This window comes from Curvibacter sp. Hmag1.1 (assembly GCF_059769165.1).
Genome location: NZ_JBMBGX010000003.1, coordinates 99,852 through 118,536 on the forward strand (window position 1 = coordinate 99,852; position 18,685 = coordinate 118,536).

The window sequence follows — 18,685 nt, forward strand, 5'->3', positions numbered from 1 at the left end:
ATTACTGAGGAAGGGGCAAGCTGCCTTTAACCGCAGGCGGCGCGGCGGAATCGACAACACCAGGTTGTCTGAATTCTTGAGTTTGAGGAGGCGTGTAGCCATTGCTGTCATTGATGACTTGCGATGCAAGTCCAGGCGCGACGATACTTTTGTCTGCTCTGAAAGGAATGATTTGCCCTGTGGTTTGCGAACCTTGAGTAGTGGTGACACTAGGTAAGCCGACCCAGCGCGATGGTGAGGTCTCCCAGGTAATTTCGGTGTCATCCACAAGGGTGTCGCCCTCTACATGGCGCTTAATCCAAGCACGCTGGAGGGTTGGCGCTTGGCGAACTGGCATGTGCCTTGTGCTGCTACTGACTAATGACGGTCCAGAACTGAGATGAGGTAAAACAATAGCGTCTTTTGTAGTGCCCTGCAAAGGCATTCCTGATTGTTCGCTTATGGGAGCAATGCCAGCCATGCGCTCGTACTCCTGTTGGTTCGCCCTGAGATCAAACCGGGTTGGTGCGAGCGGCGGATTGGCTCCCACCAAAACAGCCTTAAAACTTCTGCAGTAGGGCGAATTGGCGTCTTCCTGTCGATTGCAATCAAAGTTACTTTTTCCTACTGGCGCAAAATTACATGCACTCAGGAAAGTACTGCCAGCGCACAACAAGACTATGTGGATGAGTTTCATTTCTTGGCTCCCGAAGCTGGAAGTTCAATGTCAAAGGGTTCAGTAAACACCCAAGTAACGCGCGACCCAGCTGTTACTTCCACGCCAGGTAATGTTTCCTTGGCATAGGAAAGGTAGAACGCTGCAAGTTGACTTGACGCGTTTGAAATACCTTGTCCGGCTGCGGTACGGGCAATTTCACTGACGCTTGGGAACGCAATGCCGCCAGCTGTTGAATTGAGCCCTGGAACTTGATAGGGCGAAATTGCTTGCCCGATACCCGACGCCAGCCCAGCAAGAGCCGAGCGCATCACAATTGGCCCTTGCTTGTTGACGAGGTTGCCAGCAATACCGTTAGTGCCATCCGCATCCTGAACGTAACCCTTGACAGGTATGTCCGTGATTTGTCCGTCAGGGCTGATGCAGGAGATGGCCTCAGCAATTGCTTTGGCCCGTGAATCGCTCAAGCTACCAATGGCTGAACCGCCAACAAAGCAAGAGTCCAGTGCGCCGGAACGAAAGCCATTGGGCATCATCAAATCACCCTTAATCAGTGCAACGAATCGGGCGCCCACCCCTAAAGCAGCATTGGTTGAAGTGCCACTCCCACTATCTGCAGCACCAGCCGCATTGGGTGACGCCGCACTTCTTGCAAAAAAACCAACCAATATGACGCTTTCTACTGCGCTGTAGCGAGCCACACTCATAACTCTAGTTTTTTTCTTCGTTGGAGTCTCTGGGATGGGCGGGCTAGAAACAGGCTCCTTGACTGGCTGCGCCGGTACCGCTGGAGCGGTTGCCGCAGCCTGATCCAAGTTGAGTGTGGCCACGGATTGTGTTGAATCAGCTGTAGGTGCGTTTGCTGTTGGATTACGAGCTGGAATCGAATAAGTCGGGGTCGACCGTATTGGCTTATCCAGATCGATTTTGGAGGCTTGGTCCTGAGAACTAACATCTTGTGCAGCACCAGGCGTGCCTGGTGCCGACCTTGTTGAAGCGAGTGACTGATTGCGTTCCATTTGATCAAGACGTTGGTTCAGCGTCTCAAACTTAGCAAGCACTTCTTCGAGGCCTTGATTTCGATTGCTCACCGGCAAATTCGGCTCGTAGTAAGGAGACGGCCGCCCTTGCTGTTGATCACTCTTGGCCTTGCGCGTGATGTCTCTGATCTCGGCTGAGGGAGATGCTTGCTTCGCCAACATTCCAATAAACATCACATAAGCGGATGCGCTAACGCCAGCAGCCACAATGAAGATCACCAAGATTTTGAAGGGTAAGGGTAACGCGACCAGATCGTCCCAAAACGTCTTCAGGATGCTCCGAATTTTTCCTTGCGGTATCCCGGCCTCGCCCAGGGCGTTCGCGTCGCGATCAACGTCCGACATAACCACCCTCCCCTCTGGTGGAGATCACAACGACAGTGACTTTACTGCCGGGGTCAATTTCTCCGGATGGGGTAAGCGAGACGCCCAAAACGTTAGGACCATCAAAACTTTGTGCTAGCAGTGAAATACGACGATCTGTTGGATTGCCAACCACATACGCGTGGATTTCCATTTCGCGACTGGAATAACGCCGCACCCGCTCAATCAAGGCGCCCTTGGCCAAAAGAATAGCGCCGGTTTCGATTTGATAGGCGGCAAATCCCGGGGGTGTGCCCCCAGTAGCAACAGTTTCAAATAGACGTTGAAATTTTGCGTTATAGGTGTTGCCATCTACTGATGAGCCCGCCAGAACTGTCTTTTCCTCGTTCTTAACGATGATCATTTGCGCCGGAATATCTTTGGGAATGAGCTGGAGCCCAAATACCGTCGAGCGGTCAGGTGGATAGAAAAAAACAGTTCCCGGCTCCTGACTCTTCGTAAAAACAAACACGAGGTTGCTTGCGTCTTTTCTGACGTCAAATGTCGAGTAGTGCTGCGCGCCAGGATTTGCAAACGGCAAAATAATGGTGTTGGGATCATTTAGCGATACAAAAACCGGCTCCACTGACTGACGCATAGTGACTACACGTGTCTTTGTAAAATCCAATGCGGCAGGATCAATCCCATCAATTCGCATCACCCCCGGAAGATCAATGGCGGGCGCTGGGGTGTCACGGTAGTACGATGCCTCTTTGAATGCTGTTTTACCCTTGGTGGGGTTTTCGTCTATTTGTGCCGGAACGTCTTTTTGAGGAGGCATACCATCTGCAATCGCCCGGCCATAAATGACAATGACAAACACCCACTGAATCCCCTTCAGTGCCATTCTCTGAAATCCATTTATCATAGTGGTTTTCATCTCTGCTCCTTATCTGTATATTTCATGGTTGGAGCTGTATCAGAAGGATAAAACTTGTAATCCACTATCACAGGGCGATATTGTTCCATTCGAAGCTGATATTCAAATACGTAGGTTTGCGAAGTGTCCTTCGCTGCATTTACTGTGTGATATTCCCCGAAAAGATAGTGACGGTTTTCTTGTGGGTTGTAGTTTGAGCTAATAAGGACAAAGTAGTGACTACCGGTCTCACGCTCGGCAACCATCTTTTGAACCAGACTATTAATTTCACCTGTTAATTGGGTGTATATCTCTGGGGCGAAGAAAACCTGAGCGAGCGCTTTTACATACTCTGCATTTTGTGGGTTAATGCTGCCAATAGCGTTGGAAGTGGCCGCGAGCACCGCTTTTTGCGACTTCATATCTAGCGTTGATCGCTCAATGACCGACTCAGATGGTATGCCAGGAGTTCGTTGAATAACGATGACGCCATAAAGGTGCATGTACACAATGAGACCCACAAGAACCGCGCCGAGCAGAGAAAGTGCCAATGCGAGGAATCCTATAGTGCGGTCTTTGTCTTTTAGCGACTGAGATCGTTCACTAATTTTCAACATTTACTCCTTCAGCGCGAACAGGCGTGTCGGTTATGAATAACTGCCAAGGCCGAGTAAACGCTTTTGAGAACTGCTTGAGACCCAACCGGAAAAAAAGCACGTTCGTTAAATCACCCAGCTGGGCGCGTTTGAACTTAATCCAATATTTATTAACCCAATAGCCAACAACCCAGAAAGCAAGGCCTGCCAGAGTCTGGTCCGCCAACAAGAGAACCAGACCTACGACAAGGCAAAACAGGAAAAGATAGATATCTCGGAGCTGCGCTCCAAGCACCAGCGGATCTGCATCCGGGTACTCCGGGATTTGGTAAAACGGTTCCCTTCGAAGGCTCATTGCGGCACCTCCGCACACGTCAAATGATCTTGCCAACTCGCGGACTTGGCCCATTCCAATTGAGGCACGCACACTGTGTTTGGGCTTTGTATAACTACCAGTGGCCAAGCCAAGCGCAAAGGCTGACTAATGCTGTGGCCACGCGTTGGATGGATTACGTGGGCTTTCGCAGGCAGTGTCGTAGCAACGACTTGCTCTTCACTTAGTCGCTTTTTTATGCGCGCTAGGTCTGCTTGTTGGTCTGCAACAAAACGGGATAGCCCGTCTTGCTCTTGGGCTGTCAGCAGGTCATAGCTTTCGCGTTTGGGTGCGCCGAGCAAGCTCGGTTTACCGTTCTTGGGTAGCTGCACCTCTTTGCTTGAATAGACCCATTCACCATTGGATTGAAAGATCACTACCGACAGGCTATCAGCGCGCTTTTGCATTGGTAAAAATGTGATGTTTTGCGCCATCGCCTGTGACCAACCAAATAGAGCGGCTAATAGGGTTTTACAGAGTGTGGATCGCATGTTTCTATTTATATCACAATACATAATAACATTGATTTATTTTTCGCTTTTATGAGGAAAACTTCCCACGCGTCACCTTAGTCACGCGCAAATGTCCTGTTGTAAACCTGTGCGGCCGCTTGCCGTAGCCGGGGAACTTGACTGACCTTTGCCATGGTCTTCAACGCGTCACCCAGGCTGTAGTCATTGCCAGAAACCTTGGTAAAGCTGCCATCACCAGAGCCCAGCGCAGGATGTACCAACACAAATGTTGGCGTGTTTTGAACACCATATTTGTCAAAAAGCTTTGGATCGACCATCCACGAGGCGGTGCCCCCCTTTTGATGAGAGCAGCACTGGTTATTTACCCGACTGACCCAATTGCTGGCTTGGCCCATAGATCCATCAAATCTTTGGCCTGTAGTGACAGGAAACCCGCGCAAGACCAAAACTACAGAGCCACCTGAATGTGATGCATCCAAGACGATGCCATTGAGAACACTCTCAGGCATGCTGGTGCTCACCATCACATACAACACCGGTTTTGCCGTCATCGAATCAAACATCTGCGCGGACGCAGACGCGTTGTAAATCAGTGGAAAACAAACACTCAAAATAGCATTGCGAATTATGGGAATCATGTTTAAAACCCGACGACAGGAGTGCAACAATCCTTTTTCTGAAAAATGAAGTACCCGTAATCTTTGTCATTCGGGCGTGCTGCACCTGATTCTTGAAACGCCAGAGGACGTCCAATGGGAGTGCAGGTGTTATCGGGAAATGGGAAAGTACGGTTGCTTTTGTACTGGCGCTTATCCATGATTAATTCCGGCACTCCATAGGGACCGCAGGTCGCCATAGCATCGGACCCTGCAGATGTAAATTGCACGCCGGCCGCATGCATTTTTGCGAGTGCCCTGGTGATAAGAAGATGGCTTACCTGCTCGGGAGTAGTTGCCACTGCCACATTGCCCGTCAAGGGGTACATGGGACCCCATGAACCCGCAACCCAAAACAACTGCGGCAAAGGAAGGCCACTGGTAGCCGCAATACCGTCCACGCCTTCAGCGGCAACACTTGCCAGGTTTGCAAACGCGTATGCGTAAGGGGTGAGCATTAACGAAAGCGCGTCATCAGCCCATGTCGGATCAGCCCAACTAACATACGGTGTGTCAAAAGCACGACTATCAAGGCAGGGAGAGTTGTTAATAATCCCCAACGCAGTGGCGATAGGATTGACGTAGAGATTCACATGTTGAAAGCTGCCACGGTTGTTTGTATCAATCAAAGCTAAAGGCTGGCTTGTGCCACCCATTTCGCTAGAGTTGTACGGGGGGGGTTATATCTACACCACCAAGCATTGGCATGCATCCAGGAATGTTTGTCATATCCGCCATGTAGCGTGGCTCCCAATAGCTGGTACTTACTCCAGCTTGGAGTGACTGTGCGCAAAGACAAAGCAACCCCGTGGTGTTAGAGTCGTAGTCATCACCCTGAATTTCGAAATTAATACCAACACCCGCAATTTTTGCGGGAAAAAAACAATCCCAGCACACGTCGGTGATTGGATTCGGGAAAGAGCCTTGGCACAGCGACTGCGCGGTCGCCACGATGAAGACGAATGTGCCAAATACAAATATGAGAGTCTTCTTAAGTTTATGAATGGTTCTCAAGATTTCTCCTTACCAAACACAACACGCAACGCGTTAATCCTGCCCTGTCTTACCATTTGAAGCTGCGCAGGGACGCTATTGATATCAATGCCGTAGAGTTTTTGCAGTTGCGTGATGATCATTTTTTTTTGATCAAAATAAAACGGCACGGATGACGTGTTTCCTACCCAGGGGGCGTTTTTGTATTGTTGGCGCAGCTTATATGGCGACCCTGCGGTCAGAACGATCTTCAAGCGTTTGCGCCTACCCTGCTCCACTGCATAACGGACCTGTTCCGGATCTTGGCCATCAATAAAAATGAGGCCCCACACCAAGGGATTGATATCCAAGGGCCGGATTTCTGAGCCACGCTTGGCCACAACCTTGCCTTGACTGTCAATGGCGTCAAATGGCATGCGAAAAGTTGGTACGACTTGAACCTCTCGCACACTTAAGTCTGTACGGATACCTAGGGATTTTGGGTTGATGATGGCGTCAACTGTTTTGTTTCTGTAGTCTTGCCAAAAGCGATCCAGCTGTGCTTTCGGAATCTGCCTTGCACGATCTTTGAGTTGTTCACGCCCGTCACGATCGGGCATTGATACATCACCCCTTTGCCCGAGATTTTCTGCAACAGTCCAGGTCGATGACAGAGCCACGCCAAATCCAATGAGCGCAACCTTGAACACCGAAAAAACTCCGATAGTGTTCGCAGAGCGGGAAATCATTGAGGCGCCCTAATCTTGAGGATGTTTTGTGCCTCGAAAACCTTTTTGGCATAAACGCGTCTGGCTTGTTCTGCAGCGTTTGTTCTCGCGATGCCGACACCATAAGCCCCGACAGCGCGCCATGTCGGACCGAATAAGCCCACCATGCCGGCCAATATCCAAGCGCCGGCACGTATGTTGGCGCAATGATCTGTGACGAGAATCTTCTCGGTGAGGCCAAAACGGGTCAGTGTGGGCATGTTTGACGAATTTATCCCCATGCACCCGTAGTCAAGCGAGCCGTCCCTGTTTTTTTGGTGGTTCAGGTTTTTGCAGCCACGCGATTCGACATATGCCACTGCCCTGAGGATGTCTTCGGGAAGCCCTTGTTCTCGCGCAGCCTCCTCGAAACACATTGCGTAGCAGCTGGTACTCATGACCAAAAAAACGCTGACGACCAGACGCTTCACTTACCACCCTCTTGACTAGTAGCACGGTCGAGGAAATATTGTGTTCTTGCGACGTCCATTGCGCCCATTTGCAAACTGCCGTCTTCAAAAATTACAGCAGGAGTACCTCTGATACCAAGGCTGGAACCGAGTTGTAAATTCCTGTCTATGGGTGTTTGACAGTCCTTGGCCGTGGAGACTTTGGGGTATATGCCCGAGACCAGGTAGTTTCGCCACACAGAACCCCTCAGCGCTTCCGGGCGACACCAAATATCTGTGCTGACTTTTCTCGCATTGGGATGAATTTGCTCAAGGGGAAACTGGAATACGAACACGCTAACATCTTTTAGTGCGGCTAGCGTTAGTTCAAACTTTTTGCAGTACGGGCAATCCGGATCTGAAAAGACAAAGAGTTTTTTCTTGCCCGAGCCGATTCGAATTGCATCTGCCAGCGGAAGGCGATTGATATCAATCTTTGTTATGGCCTGCTCTGGTTGCACCGCTTTATCTGGTGCCGGATTTAAGGAAATACCGCTTGCCAAGTCGAAAACTTCTCCGCGAATTAAATAGCGTAAGTCATCACTGACGAACCCTACTTCGTTGCCTTTGGTTACACGGTAGAAATTGAAGAATGCTGGCGTCACCCGGGAGCCTGCAGTCGCGGGGAACTTCTGTACTAAAGCCGTCCTTACTTCTTCTGCGGAGATTGGTGACGTTTGCCCTCGAGCTGAGGGCGGTTCTTGTGCAAAAACATAAGAGTTTGCGACCGTTGCCAGCAACATCAATGGGACGCTCTGGGAGCGACACAAAGTCGCTGTTAAAGAATGTCCTACAAGCGCAGTTCGATGCAGGGTTTCTCTGACTCGCCGTGCCAAAGAGTAGCTAATGTTACCAAGAGCTTGTCGACAGACTTCCAGGTGCGTACCCCGCCACGAGTGCCCTTCACTGTGAACAGATGGTCGATAGCCTGAAGTTGGGCTTTCAAAACGTGCCGATCTCCCACGCGCTCGATAACTACCAGTTTGATGGCTTTCGCGTGCGCTGCCAACCGCAAATTGTTGAGTGAAATCAGCGCATCTTCCATATCCATTGATTCTAAGAATCAATGGTGCGCAGGACTGCCTTAAGAACGTGTGTACCGATGTTCGGAAGCGAATGTTCATTAAATGCTCTTCTTTTGCAATTATTTAGCTGTTAAAAATATATACATTGCGAGCTACTATCACGAACATCACAATCGCCATGCATGCATAAAGAGCGTTCTGGTGCCTGTGTGCAGCAGCACGTCGACTCAGCACGTTCCACCACCAAACTAAAGCTGCAATTGCAACAAGTTTGCCAACCCAAACAGAAAAATAAATTGCGCCCTCGCTTGGGAAAGCACTAGCAACAAGTCTCAATAGCCGATTGCTCTCGTGAAGACCGTGATCGAGGCATAAGGTCGTGAGCAGGCCATCAAACACCTGAAGTAAAACGTTACCCCACAGCAACGTTAGTGATCTAACATTAAAATTTTTCATTTATTGAAACTGTAATATAGTTATACATTGTTTGCAATGTCATTTTGACCCAATAGCCTGCAATTTTTCGTGGGAGAGAGCTATGTACAAGTGCCTTGATCTGACGTTATGCGGTAGCGACCCACGTATGCAGATTCAGTTGGCAACGATGTACGGAGGCAAAATGCGCCCCCTATGTTTATGCGTCCCTGAGGGTGTAGCCATGGTGATCGTGAAACGCGATGGCTTATATGGACTCCGGCGCATGCCCGATGGTGGAGGCAATCACACAGCGTCTTGCGATTCCTACGAACCACCACGCGATTTGTCTGGGTTGGGTGAAGTCTTGGGGCATGCAATTAAGGAAAACGCAGACGACGGGACTACCACGTTAAGCCTTGCCTTTGCACTCACTAAAGTTGGTAACCGCCCTCCCCCAGTCTCTGCAGGTGAACCGTCCGATGTTGTGAAAAATGAAACACAACGTCTTTCGATCTTGGGCTTACTGCATTACCTTTGGGATGAGGCAGAGTTCACAAAGTGGACGCCCAACATGCAAGGCAAAAGGGGTTGGGGAACGATCTTTAAATATTTGACCGCTGCGGTAGCGGCCAAGTACACGAAAGGCCAGGATTTGGCCGCGCAGATTTTTATTCCCGAGCCCTGGGACAGCGAAAAGAAAGACGTCATCATTCAGGCGCGAAAAGCCCGAATCGTGCCGCTCACAAAAATTGATAACGGTCGCCGTCAGCTGATGGTGCTAATCGCAGAGTTGAAAGACATTCAATCTGCACGCTATGGATCGAAATTCGTCTTTAAACACCTACCTGAATTGCCATTCATGATTGACACCAAGTCATGCGAAGCGTCACGCAAGAGGTTCAAAAATCTCTATTCGTTGTGGGACTCTAGGGCTGACGCGCACATGATTTGCATCTGCACTTTTGGTATTGATTCCTCAGGCTTGGCAACAATCGAACAGCACTCGCTCATGCTTGTGAATGAAAACTGGATTCCTTTCGAACACATGCGTGAAGCAGAGCTATTGGATCTGCTGCGCGCGCGAAGGTTTGTAAAGTCGCTCCGCTATAACCTTCCTCACAAAAAACCAATGAGTTTTGGGGTGTTGCATGACACCGAGGAGAAGCCAACAGCTTTGTATGTGTTGCCTGGTGACACGTCGGCTGAATATATGGCTGAGCTTGATTCGTTGACCCAAAATGACGCCATCCAACACTGGATATGGCAAGTCGGTGCCGTAATGCCAGTGCTGCCAGCAGCGGCTACTTCATCAAAGTAGTGCTATGAACAAGAAGTACTCAACGCTGTACGTCTGACAACGCTGAAGTAAATGGCACTTCATGACTGGTGTCCGTTCCACAAGCGCTTGTTGGCTGCGCAAATACTGAAAGTGGAAACACGCGTTAGTTGCGGGGTTTGGTGCAAGCCAAAATGCTGTTAAGCAGGTTTTTGGCTTGCACCAAATTGTTTTATTGATAAAATGACTTTTCCATAGAAAAGGTGATTTAACCATGAGCATAAACTACAGAGCAGCTGCAGCTGCAGCGGCACTTTCAGTTACGGTAGACACGCTGCGCCGTAACGCGGATGACGCTGGAATCAAGATCGACAGGAAACTGGTTGGTGCCTCAATGGCTCGAATCTTTCATCCTGCCGATTTATTTTCTATTGCGCGCTGGAGAATGAACAACAAACTGGCGCCCTCCCCTTTGAAAAAAGTCTCGGCTGCGGTATGGGGGCCGAAGGGTGGTATTGGTAAGACAACGATGAGTGGCAATCTCGCCGTTGCTTTGGGTTTAATGGGAATGAAGGTCCTTGTGATTGATTTGGACTTTCAGGGTTCGTTGACCTTGTCTTATGGTTACGACAGTGAGATGACTTCCGATGAGGCGGCTGAGCTGGGCCAGTCTCCGTCTGTGGTCGTCGAACATCACCTTGGGAACTTGTTGCCAGGCAGTGACAACAAGCAGCCTTTGGAAAAGGTTATCAAGAAGCCCTTCGGAGAGCATGGCCCCCATTTGATACCAGCTGATATTTTGTTAGACATGGTGGACTACAAGCTACTCGCAGCGACTTTACAGGGGCAGCAGTCGGATCTTGTCTTGACTAAGTGGATCGTAGAAGGACGCAGCGGAAGGGACAGTGGGTGTGATCTTTCTGGATACGACGTAATTCTCTTTGACTGTCCTCCGTCAAAGAACCGGCTTACTCGTGCTGCGCTGCTGGGAAGCGATTGCGTGATAAGTCCAGTAAATTTTGAACACTTCAGTACGAAGGCTCTGTCGTACTTATCGTTTGTATTGAAAGATATGAATGAGAGTTATGGCAGGTGTCCAGAACTCATGATTCTCGGTAATGCGCATGACTCTCAGCGGGTCAGATCCAGTGTGCATATCGCGACCATTGCCAATAGATACAAAGATGCGCTGATTGGTCAAACTGTGCGAAGAAGTGAAGATTTCCCCAGGGCGCTAGATGATGAGCCAAAAATGCCTTTGCTCCTATCAAGGCCCACCTCACCTGCTGCGGACGATGTTCGAAAGGCGACACGGATCATTGCGGAACGTATGAAACTTCTTTAATTTAAAGGACCTTTATGAGTAAACAAATGGGAGAGACGGCAATGCTTGCAACCCTTACAAAACAGATTCAGGAGGCTGCAGCAACAAGGCCTGCTCTCAATATGCGATTGAATGAAGCAGCTTCCACTGCAAACAACATCAGCGTCGAGGAGATGTTAGCGCGAGCTGAGAGTGGGGGGGTTGGACAGTCCAACCCCCCTCTCCTGCCGGTTAATGTTGATAGCGCAGAACCGGTCCTCGTAGACCCTAGAAGAATCCGGGCCAGTCGTTACGCCAATCGAATCATGGAAAATTTTGGCGGGATAGAGTTCGAGGCATTTAAGGATGAAATTGCTTCGGCAGGCGGCAACACAGTACCGGTGAAGCTGCGAAAAATGGCCCACACTATAGATGGCTATGACTATGAGTTGGTCTTTGGCCATCGGCGACATGCCGCCTGTCTGCAGCTCGGTCTACAGGTGACCGCATTTGTATCCTCTATGGATGATGCCACTCTGTTTATAGAGATGGAGCGCGAGAATCGAGGTCGAAAAGACTTGTCGGCTTGGGAGCAGGGTGTTTCGTATGCAAGAGCGCTGGACGATGGTTTGTTTCTATCGGCGAGAAAACTTGCTGACAGTATCAACATGGATGTTGGACACATTGGGAAAGCTATTGCACTAGCGAGATTGCCTAGCGATGTTGTAGGCGCATTTAGCAGCCCTTTGGATATTCAATTCAGATTCTCTAAACCTTTGAAAGATGCGATTGAAAAGGACCCTGAAGGAGTTCTTTTGCGAGCAAGGGAAATTAAAGCCGAGGGTCAGAGCCTGTCTGCAAAAGACGTCGTAACTCGCTTGCTGGAAAGCAAAGTTGGAAGTGTAGTTGCTACTCCGAAAGTGAAGAAGGTTTCATTGAAAGGGAAGGGCGGTCAATATGGTGAAATCCAGTTCAATCGTAGTAAGCGGTCTGCAGTCATTACTGTGGAAAATGTAGATCCATCGAGATTTAATGAAGTGCAGGAACTGATTACCGGTTTCCTTGGTCGCACAGAGAAAAATGCTGATGTAGAGTGAGGGGTTGGACGGTCCAACCCCCTTTTCGTATTGGTGGAAGTAATGGCAGCGATATTAATGTTTATGCCGCACAATGACTAAAGAGGCATTCTAGTAAGGGATCGAGATGGCAACGGAAAAATTGGTGCGCTTGGATTACGGTCGTGACGAAATGCCGGAATGGGTGCGCAACGTCATTGACGAAGCCTTCGCAATCGAATCAGAAGATGCAAGAAGGGCGGGCTCGGTCGGCTTCATGACGCGTGCTTTGGTGAATGCAACGATGCCGTACAAAGATCCGAAGACAAAGGTTTTTGAGCGTAAGAATGGCGACATGACCATGACGATGCTTTCTCCAGCTGGTGTGCCGTACGGCAAGTATCCTCGCTTGATGATGTCTTATCTAGTTACGGAGACTGTGCAGAAGAAATCAAGGGTGATAGAACTAGGTGACACACTTGCCACGTTCTTGAGAAATACTGCAAATGTCAGCCATACAGGGGGCAAAAGAGGAACGGGTACGCTTCTCAGTGAGCAGATGAAGCGTTTGTTTACTTCAAACGTGACGATTATTCAGCAGAGCAGAGAGCCAGGACGCGGATTCTCTTTTGAAAACATATCTTTGGCTTTGCGAGGCAAACTTGATGAAGGAGATATGCGACGTTTGGACTCCCTAGAACAAGGCGACACATTAGATGACGCGGAAAGTACGATATGGAAAGCTCCTCACGAAAACGCAGGGAAATGGCACTCGACGGTTGAACTAACGGAGTCTTTTTATCATGAATGCATTAACAGTCCGGTGCCGATAGACTTGCGAGCGTATCGCGTTCTATCCGATGCACCCATGGCGATGGATATTTATGCGTGGGCTACATATCGGGCGAGTTATGTGAGGAAAGCTACGCGCCCCATTCCGTGGCAAGCGCTGCAGGCTCAGTTTGGATCAGGTTTGCCTTTCACGGATCAAGGTCTGCGAGACTTTAAGAAGGCTTTCTTGAAGAATCTCGAGCTTGTCCGGATTGTCTATCCTGCGCTTCGCGTCGATGAAGATTCGACGGCGAAAGGTCTTGTGCTTTTGCCATCGCCTACACATATCCCTCGGCAACTAGACCTGCTGTGACTACTCGTTATGAGTGTAGTTCGCAGATGAACTCCCAGAAATTCAATCGTTAGTGATCATTGGTGACTTCATCGTTTTTCACGCAGATGAACTCCCGACAGCTGCTCCGTCTTATTAGCTTGTCAGCTCTTATGCGCGCAGATGAACTCCCGAAATCGCGCAGATGAACTCCCGCAAGAATGCAAATCGGCTGGTGATAAACCTGTTAATCGATTGAGTTATCCACGCAGATGAACTCCCGAAATCGCGCAGATGAACTCCCGAAATCGCGCAGATGAACTCCCGAATCGCGCAGATGAACTCCCGCAAAAATCCGTCATTTGTTCGCTAAGTCTATGATTCATAAAGGATTTTTCTCCCAATCTACTTTAACCCTGTATTTTCTGTATTTCTACCTGGTATATACCTGTCTTTGACCTTGTCTTTCTGTGAATTAAGTGGATAAAGTTAGGCCCTGCGCGCAAAGCGCGAGATACATATAAATAGTCCCCCCAAAGGGGGGAAGGGAAGAGTGCTTACGCACTGTCCCCCCGCGTGGCGTAACCGCTCACGCATACGATAAATGGCCCCCATAGGGGGCAATGCAAATCCCCCGCGCTCACGCGCCGCTGCGAGCAGCTCCCAGCACGGCGGGGCCTGCGGCCCCCCGGCCCCCCGGGGGCTACGCCCCCCACGCTGGCGGGCAAAGCCCTTGCGCGGCACCCCCCAAAGTTAACCAAAAGAGCAGGTGGCATCCATGGTGCGGCTAGATGCGGTAAACGACGCTAGGCATGTGTGATCCATAACCCGCCCCATGCCCTTCGACCTACCGTCCAAATTGCCTTGGTGGACTGATTTGGCCGCTTTTCGGCCGCATTCGGGGTAGAGGGAACCATGACACAGTTAAAGTCTGGCTCAAGTTAGATAAAGTTGCCCGATCCCCGAAAACTCAAAGTTAAGGGAATTCATCATCCCCGCCTTCTTGCGTAGCATTCGTTTAATTGGTTTCTTCAGTGTACCTAGCCAGCAGTGCTAAAGGAAAAGGATCGACTCTTATGGACAAATGTCTTAGAATTAATGGACACGTGTCGCGGAGTTCCCTATGAAGATCACACACCCTGAAAAGCTAGTCGCAAAGAAAGCTTCAATTCGGCGTCCAACTACCGGGTTGCGGGTTGCAAAGAAAATGGCTCCCGTTGGAACTTCCGTGTTTCAGGTCAAAAGTCTCAAAGGGCTTGTTATCAAAGAGGTGCTCGATAAACGGGTAACTGTAAGGGCTTTTGATTCGCACTTTTCGGACGTGAGTGATGTCGCAAAACATCGACTGGTGTCCTCTGGAGTAAAGACTTCTGAGCTCATGATGTTGGTTAAAAGACTGGAGAACATACCCAGTAATGACCTACTGAAGGCCATTGGCATCAGCTCTAAGACCATTGGGCGTAATGCCACGGACAAGCTTAGCCTTGCGCACTCTGGATCTGCTCTTGCACTCATGGAAATAGCAGAGCTTGCGGAAAACGTACTTGGTAGCGATAAAGAGGCACAGGCTTGGCTTTTGCGACCTGCTGTCGCCTTGGAGAATAGCCGCCCAATCGATTTGCTCACTACGCCGCCAGGCATCGCAGCCGTCAAAACCTTGTTGCAGCGAATCGATTACGGGGTTTACTCTTGAACGTCTTGCCTGCTGGTATCCAGGCATCTGCGAAGTTCAACACCTCAAAGCTAGTTGTCTGGAGGCTGGAGAAAGAGGCACACCTGAGCGTCTGGGATCAAGGCATCGGTGCATTTTTGGGGTCTCCTCGTTTTCAGTGCAATAAGTGACGGTACGAAAAGCTAGCACTGGCGCGGAGGTGGTGTTGGTAGATCGTTGATTTCATTGACTTTCCTGTTCACTTTCAAATCTGCGATTCGTGGCGTCAAACCGTGGTCGGTTTCATCCATTGGTGCCAGTTATCGATGCATTTGGCCGCGAAGGCAGGATTTGGTCAGCATAGCGGTCAACCGGGAAGCGAAACACACCCCGCAAGTTGATGCTCTCCAGCCTGGTGGGCGCAATCTTCCCGATCAGTTCCGGTGGAATGACCTGGCGGCGGTTCGACCAGCGATCCAGGACCGCCTGCATCTGTGAGGTATTCCACGCCATCACGATGTTGGCCATCAGGCTCAACGCATCGGCCACAGCCTGCATTTCATCGACACGTTTGGCCTGCGCCGGGCTGATCCGGCCGGTATAAATGGCGCGCTTGAGGGCGTTAACAGCCTCGCCCCGATTGAGCACCCGGCGCAACTCGTTCCTGAAAGCGTCCTTGACAAAGTAGTCAGCCAAAAACGCCGTACGCAGCAACCGCCCCAATTGCACGCCAGCCTCATAGATTGGATCGCCCTGGGCGGCAGAACCGAACCGCGCAAGAGCTGCCACCGCACTGGCATGTCCGCTCATGACCGAGGCTGCCAGGTGCACCAGACTATCCCAATGCTTTTCGATCAAAGCGACGTCGACATTGGCTTCGCACACCGCAGCGATTTCTGCGGGCACTTTGGTGCCGCGTGGCACAAAGAGGTGGCGCTGTTTGAGTTCCTTCAACCGCGGGCAAAGATCAAAACCAAGCAAACGGGCATGTGACATGGCAAAGTCGGTGTAGCCATGGGTATCCACAGCAAGCTGGCTGGTCTCCAGCTTTTCTTGGCGGATGACACCTTCAATGGCCACGCCCGCCTGGCGCTCATTGAGCACAAAGGGCTGCGCATGGAAGATGCCCCACCGGTCTTTTACATGGGAGTAGATTCCAATGGAAGGTGTGTTGCGCCGAGGATCAAGCCGGGCTTGCCACACCCGTTTGGTGGTCTCCATGCTCATCATGTCAGAAGATGCCAAATCGGACCGCCCCCAGGTGGCGGCAATCGGGTGTCGCTGCATGAATTCCAGCACAGCCTGGCAGGCCTGGCTCAGACGCCGTTCGTCCCGCGCCCAGCGCATGGCCTGGCGAATGCTGGTGGCAGACAATTGCGGAATCATGCGCGCGCATTCGACCGCAGTCAGACTGGTGCCGTGGGCCATGATGCCGGCATAGACCATCAGCAGCTCGTCGGTAGAGCGCGGCTCACGTCCGAGCATGATCCAGCTAAAGCGCACCTGGGCGTCAACGGCCAGAATCACTTCCGGCAATTGAACCTCACCGATGCGGTGATCCAAAGCCGCGCGCAGCTTGGTCACTTCTGGGTCTTCGTCCTCTGCGGGCAATGGCGACAAATGGAGTTCATCATCCACGCGCAGTACGCCACTGCGGGCTGCAGCGGCCACCGCATCGACACCGGCAGTTACTCTGGCCAGCAAAGGCTTCAAGAAAGTGGCAGCCTTGCTGGGTAACGATAGACGGGCATAGTGTTTCTTGGACTCTGCCTGCCAACGCTCGTCCGTGAAGAACAAGCGCGCACGACCCCGAAAGCTCAGGCTGTGCTCAATCCAGACCGAGCCATTGCGCACCGCGCGGCGCAGGGCAAACAGGGTGGCCACCTCCAACGCCTGAAACGCCCGTTCCCGGTCTGGGCTGGAGATCGAAACCTGCCAGATCATTCCCAGACTTGGTGCCACCACTTCAACTGGCAGCTTTCTGGATCCTTTGAGATATAAAGCTTGCAGCTTGGCAAGGTACTCGATGGCAGGATGCTCGCCGGTGGCCTGCCAGGGCAGCTTTGCAATGGCGACGAGCAACGACCGCACGGGGCGAATTCCATCAATCAATCCCTCGCGGACCAGGGAGGCCCTGCTCGGTGGTTTGCGTTTCTGGGTTTCGGTGATCAAGGCTTCAAGACGGGCACGCAACTCAGCATCTGGCACCGCACCTTGCGCGCTCAAGGCAACAAGTTCGCCGAGCAGCGTTTTGTACATTGCGGCCCAATTGACGGTAGCGGGGACATCGGCGGCAGCCTGACGCCACAGATCGGCGATCCGGCGCTGCACCATAAGGATCAACTGGTCTGTGGTGGTGAACAGGCAATACCGAAGAAAGCATGCGACCTCCACGGTGCGCGCTGGCTCTTTGATCTTGGCTCCGGCTGAGGGCGGCCTGGAGACAAGTCGGCGCGCGTAGCGGCGCAAGATGAGATCGGGGATGTCTGCCAGGTGCTTATGAACGTCCAGCGTGTAAAGCAGGTCGATGCGCTCCAGTACCTCGCTGATTTGGCGGGTTGAGTGTTTCGCCGGTGCAGCCCATAGCCAACTCTGCTGGGTTTGTCCATCTGGGCGCAGCTCTGAAACTGAGGCTCGCCAGCGATCAAGTGTTGCTGGATCAACGCTGGCGGCGATGGCGGTGCCTGTTTCAACTTCAAGCTGGGCAAGTGCCGCCGCAATCAGTGTCCGAATTGCCCGCTCGTGCACGATCACCAGCTTGTTCTTGTACAGCCATTGACGCGCCCGCACGAGTAGCTGATCGCGGTCGGCGCAGCGCGCCACTTCGTCGCGCAGTTCACGTACCAGTGAGCGGCGCTGGTGCTCGCTCATCCACTGGAATCCAAGGACCGTGCAGGCTACTTGTTGGTGATCGAATAGCGTGCGCCCGCGTTCATACATGGCTCTCAGCGAGGCGACTTCTGGTGCTGCAATGCCAAGCTCGTTGCCAAGGTGGCGCCACAAGGCTACTGGAATTACCCGAAAGGCACCGAGCAAACGCCCACTCATGCGCAGGAAACCAATATGGAGCGCCAGACCAAGCTTGTGGGAATCACCTCGGCGTGCATTGATTGCGTCGCGCTCGGCACCATCGAAGGTGAAAAATGCCTTCATCTCGAAGTCGCTGATATCGCGGGGGAGCCCACGCATCCCCAAAAACGTTGTGTGCCAACCCTGCATCGTGAACCTCAAAAGTGGGAGGCCACCATACCCGTTTACAAAGCGAACAGGAAAGTCAATGAAATCAACGGTCTACCCAGACCACCCCCGCGCCAGTGCTAGCTTTGCGTACCGTCACTTATTGCACTGAAAACGAGGAGACCCCTTGCCAGAGATTCGACACGAGCTGGGTATCACGCATCCAATCCTGTCCGTCGATCCGTTGGCCTCGATCTACGCCTGCGCGCCCTGGGAGCCCTGGCCCGCCGAGCTGGCCGCCGAGCGCTTCCACACCGAGCTGGCCACCCTGGTCGCCGCGCGAAATACAACCGCCCTCCCCCTCTGATCCGCTGCACTCGGTCTGTGTTCGCTTTTTGCGAGCATTAAGCACGCGCTTAAAAATTTAAGTTCTTGCAATCTCCGTCGTTATTTCAGATGAATACGTATGGGGGTGA

20 protein-coding genes are annotated in these 18,685 nt (G+C 51.4%); 6 read left to right on the forward strand and 14 right to left on the reverse strand.

Annotated features, from left to right (window positions below; genetic code table 11):
- Position 1: 1 nt before the first annotated feature.
- The 13 genes from ACOAP0_RS19705 to ACOAP0_RS19765 form a co-directional block, all read right to left on the reverse strand.
- Positions 2 to 676, reverse strand: a complete 675-nt coding sequence (locus ACOAP0_RS19705; RefSeq protein WP_498374723.1) for a hypothetical protein — start codon at positions 674 to 676, stop codon at positions 2 to 4.
- Complete coding sequence (locus ACOAP0_RS19710; protein ID WP_498374722.1) at positions 673 to 2,040, reverse strand: TrbI/VirB10 family protein; 1,368 nt, start codon at positions 2,038 to 2,040, stop codon at positions 673 to 675. Before ACOAP0_RS19710 ends, ACOAP0_RS19705 begins: the two co-directional genes overlap by 4 nt.
- Entirely contained in the window at positions 2,027 to 2,938 is a 912-nt protein-coding gene (locus ACOAP0_RS19715; RefSeq protein WP_498374721.1) for a hypothetical protein, read from the reverse strand. Before ACOAP0_RS19715 ends, ACOAP0_RS19710 begins: the two co-directional genes overlap by 14 nt.
- Positions 2,935 to 3,534 carry a TraE/TraK family type IV conjugative transfer system protein gene (locus tag ACOAP0_RS19720; RefSeq protein WP_498374720.1) on the reverse strand — a complete coding sequence of 200 codons (600 nt, stop codon included), beginning with the start codon at positions 3,532 to 3,534 and terminating at the stop codon, positions 2,935 to 2,937. Before ACOAP0_RS19720 ends, ACOAP0_RS19715 begins: the two co-directional genes overlap by 4 nt.
- The gene (locus ACOAP0_RS19725; protein ID WP_498374719.1) at positions 3,521 to 3,868 is read right to left on the reverse strand and encodes a hypothetical protein; all 348 of its coding nucleotides are present in this window, start codon (positions 3,866 to 3,868) and stop codon (positions 3,521 to 3,523) included. The genes ACOAP0_RS19720 and ACOAP0_RS19725 overlap by 14 nt, the downstream gene beginning before the upstream one ends.
- Entirely contained in the window at positions 3,865 to 4,377 is a 513-nt protein-coding gene (locus ACOAP0_RS19730) for a hypothetical protein (protein ID WP_498374718.1), read from the reverse strand. The genes ACOAP0_RS19725 and ACOAP0_RS19730 overlap by 4 nt, the downstream gene beginning before the upstream one ends.
- 77 nt (positions 4,378 to 4,454) lie before the next feature.
- Positions 4,455 to 4,997, reverse strand: coding sequence for a TrbC family F-type conjugative pilus assembly protein (locus tag ACOAP0_RS19735; RefSeq protein WP_498374717.1), 543 nt, complete (start codon positions 4,995 to 4,997; stop codon positions 4,455 to 4,457).
- Positions 4,998 to 4,999: 2 nt separating this feature from the next.
- Positions 5,000 to 5,671, reverse strand: coding sequence for a TraU family protein (locus ACOAP0_RS19740; RefSeq protein WP_498374716.1), 672 nt, complete (start codon positions 5,669 to 5,671; stop codon positions 5,000 to 5,002).
- A gap of 4 nt (positions 5,672 to 5,675) precedes the next feature.
- Positions 5,676 to 6,029: a TraU family protein gene (locus ACOAP0_RS19745; RefSeq protein WP_498374715.1), complete on the reverse strand. Its 354-nt coding sequence runs from the start codon at positions 6,027 to 6,029 to the stop codon at positions 5,676 to 5,678.
- On the reverse strand, positions 6,026 to 6,736 hold the full coding sequence (locus tag ACOAP0_RS19750; RefSeq protein WP_498374714.1) for a conjugal transfer protein: 711 nt from the start codon (positions 6,734 to 6,736) through the stop codon (positions 6,026 to 6,028). The genes ACOAP0_RS19745 and ACOAP0_RS19750 overlap by 4 nt, the downstream gene beginning before the upstream one ends.
- On the reverse strand, positions 6,733 to 7,185 hold the full coding sequence (locus ACOAP0_RS19755; RefSeq protein ID WP_498374713.1) for a lytic transglycosylase domain-containing protein: 453 nt from the start codon (positions 7,183 to 7,185) through the stop codon (positions 6,733 to 6,735). The genes ACOAP0_RS19750 and ACOAP0_RS19755 overlap by 4 nt, the downstream gene beginning before the upstream one ends.
- Positions 7,182 to 7,946: a DsbC family protein gene (locus ACOAP0_RS19760; RefSeq protein WP_498374712.1), complete on the reverse strand. Its 765-nt coding sequence runs from the start codon at positions 7,944 to 7,946 to the stop codon at positions 7,182 to 7,184. The genes ACOAP0_RS19755 and ACOAP0_RS19760 overlap by 4 nt, the downstream gene beginning before the upstream one ends.
- A 47-nt stretch (positions 7,947 to 7,993) precedes the next feature.
- Positions 7,994 to 8,248, reverse strand: coding sequence for a hypothetical protein (locus ACOAP0_RS19765; RefSeq protein WP_498374711.1), 255 nt, complete (start codon positions 8,246 to 8,248; stop codon positions 7,994 to 7,996).
- A gap of 518 nt (positions 8,249 to 8,766) precedes the next feature.
- Between ACOAP0_RS19765 and ACOAP0_RS19770 the strand changes: the two genes are divergently transcribed.
- The 5 genes from ACOAP0_RS19770 (at position 8,767) to ACOAP0_RS19790 (ending at position 15,074) form a co-directional block, all read left to right on the forward strand.
- Positions 8,767 to 9,963 carry a DUF1173 family protein gene (locus tag ACOAP0_RS19770; protein WP_498374710.1) on the forward strand — a complete coding sequence of 399 codons (1,197 nt, stop codon included), beginning with the start codon at positions 8,767 to 8,769 and terminating at the stop codon, positions 9,961 to 9,963.
- 232 nt (positions 9,964 to 10,195) lie between these two features.
- On the forward strand, positions 10,196 to 11,266 hold the full coding sequence (locus tag ACOAP0_RS19775) for a ParA family protein (RefSeq protein ID WP_498374709.1): 1,071 nt from the start codon (positions 10,196 to 10,198) through the stop codon (positions 11,264 to 11,266).
- Between the two features lie 14 nt (positions 11,267 to 11,280).
- Positions 11,281 to 12,321, forward strand: coding sequence for a ParB/RepB/Spo0J family partition protein (locus tag ACOAP0_RS19780; protein WP_498374708.1), 1,041 nt, complete (start codon positions 11,281 to 11,283; stop codon positions 12,319 to 12,321).
- 106 nt (positions 12,322 to 12,427) lie between these two features.
- Entirely contained in the window at positions 12,428 to 13,423 is a 996-nt protein-coding gene (locus ACOAP0_RS19785; protein ID WP_498374707.1) for a replication protein RepA, read from the forward strand.
- Positions 13,424 to 14,504: 1,081 nt separating this feature from the next.
- Positions 14,505 to 15,074, forward strand: coding sequence for an Xre family toxin-antitoxin system antitoxin (locus ACOAP0_RS19790; protein ID WP_498374706.1), 570 nt, complete (start codon positions 14,505 to 14,507; stop codon positions 15,072 to 15,074).
- A 261-nt stretch (positions 15,075 to 15,335) separates the two neighbouring features.
- Here the strand turns inward: ACOAP0_RS19790 and ACOAP0_RS19795 are convergent, their stop codons facing one another.
- Positions 15,336 to 18,251: a Tn3-like element IS1071 family transposase gene (locus ACOAP0_RS19795; protein ID WP_003049965.1), complete on the reverse strand. Its 2,916-nt coding sequence runs from the start codon at positions 18,249 to 18,251 to the stop codon at positions 15,336 to 15,338.
- Between the two features lie 145 nt (positions 18,252 to 18,396).
- On the opposite strand from ACOAP0_RS19795, the gene ACOAP0_RS19800 reads away from it, so the two are divergent.
- Complete coding sequence (locus tag ACOAP0_RS19800) at positions 18,397 to 18,576, forward strand: hypothetical protein (protein ID WP_498391541.1); 180 nt, start codon at positions 18,397 to 18,399, stop codon at positions 18,574 to 18,576.
- The last annotated feature ends 109 nt before the right edge of the window (positions 18,577 to 18,685 follow it).

Coding starts and splice junctions, on each gene's coding strand:
- ACOAP0_RS19705 (WP_498374723.1), bottom strand. CDS start 676: ATGAAACTCATCCACATAGTCTTGTTGTGCGCTGGCAGTACTTTCCTG.
- ACOAP0_RS19710 (WP_498374722.1), bottom strand. CDS start 2,040: ATGTCGGACGTTGATCGCGACGCGAACGCCCTGGGCGAGGCCGGGATA.
- ACOAP0_RS19715 (WP_498374721.1), bottom strand. CDS start 2,938: ATGAAAACCACTATGATAAATGGATTTCAGAGAATGGCACTGAAGGGG.
- ACOAP0_RS19720 (WP_498374720.1), bottom strand. CDS start 3,534: ATGTTGAAAATTAGTGAACGATCTCAGTCGCTAAAAGACAAAGACCGC.
- ACOAP0_RS19725 (WP_498374719.1), bottom strand. CDS start 3,868: ATGAGCCTTCGAAGGGAACCGTTTTACCAAATCCCGGAGTACCCGGAT.
- ACOAP0_RS19730 (WP_498374718.1), bottom strand. CDS start 4,377: ATGCGATCCACACTCTGTAAAACCCTATTAGCCGCTCTATTTGGTTGG.
- ACOAP0_RS19735 (WP_498374717.1), bottom strand. CDS start 4,997: ATGATTCCCATAATTCGCAATGCTATTTTGAGTGTTTGTTTTCCACTG.
- ACOAP0_RS19740 (WP_498374716.1), bottom strand. CDS start 5,671: ATGGGTGGCACAAGCCAGCCTTTAGCTTTGATTGATACAAACAACCGT.
- ACOAP0_RS19750 (WP_498374714.1), bottom strand. CDS start 6,736: ATGATTTCCCGCTCTGCGAACACTATCGGAGTTTTTTCGGTGTTCAAG.
- ACOAP0_RS19760 (WP_498374712.1), bottom strand. CDS start 7,946: ATGTTGCTGGCAACGGTCGCAAACTCTTATGTTTTTGCACAAGAACCG.
- ACOAP0_RS19765 (WP_498374711.1), bottom strand. CDS start 8,248: ATGGAAGATGCGCTGATTTCACTCAACAATTTGCGGTTGGCAGCGCAC.
- ACOAP0_RS19770 (WP_498374710.1), top strand. CDS start 8,767: ATGTACAAGTGCCTTGATCTGACGTTATGCGGTAGCGACCCACGTATG.
- ACOAP0_RS19775 (WP_498374709.1), top strand. CDS start 10,196: ATGAGCATAAACTACAGAGCAGCTGCAGCTGCAGCGGCACTTTCAGTT.
- ACOAP0_RS19780 (WP_498374708.1), top strand. CDS start 11,281: ATGAGTAAACAAATGGGAGAGACGGCAATGCTTGCAACCCTTACAAAA.
- ACOAP0_RS19785 (WP_498374707.1), top strand. CDS start 12,428: ATGGCAACGGAAAAATTGGTGCGCTTGGATTACGGTCGTGACGAAATG.
- ACOAP0_RS19790 (WP_498374706.1), top strand. CDS start 14,505: ATGAAGATCACACACCCTGAAAAGCTAGTCGCAAAGAAAGCTTCAATT.
- ACOAP0_RS19795 (WP_003049965.1), bottom strand. CDS start 18,251: ATGCAGGGTTGGCACACAACGTTTTTGGGGATGCGTGGGCTCCCCCGC.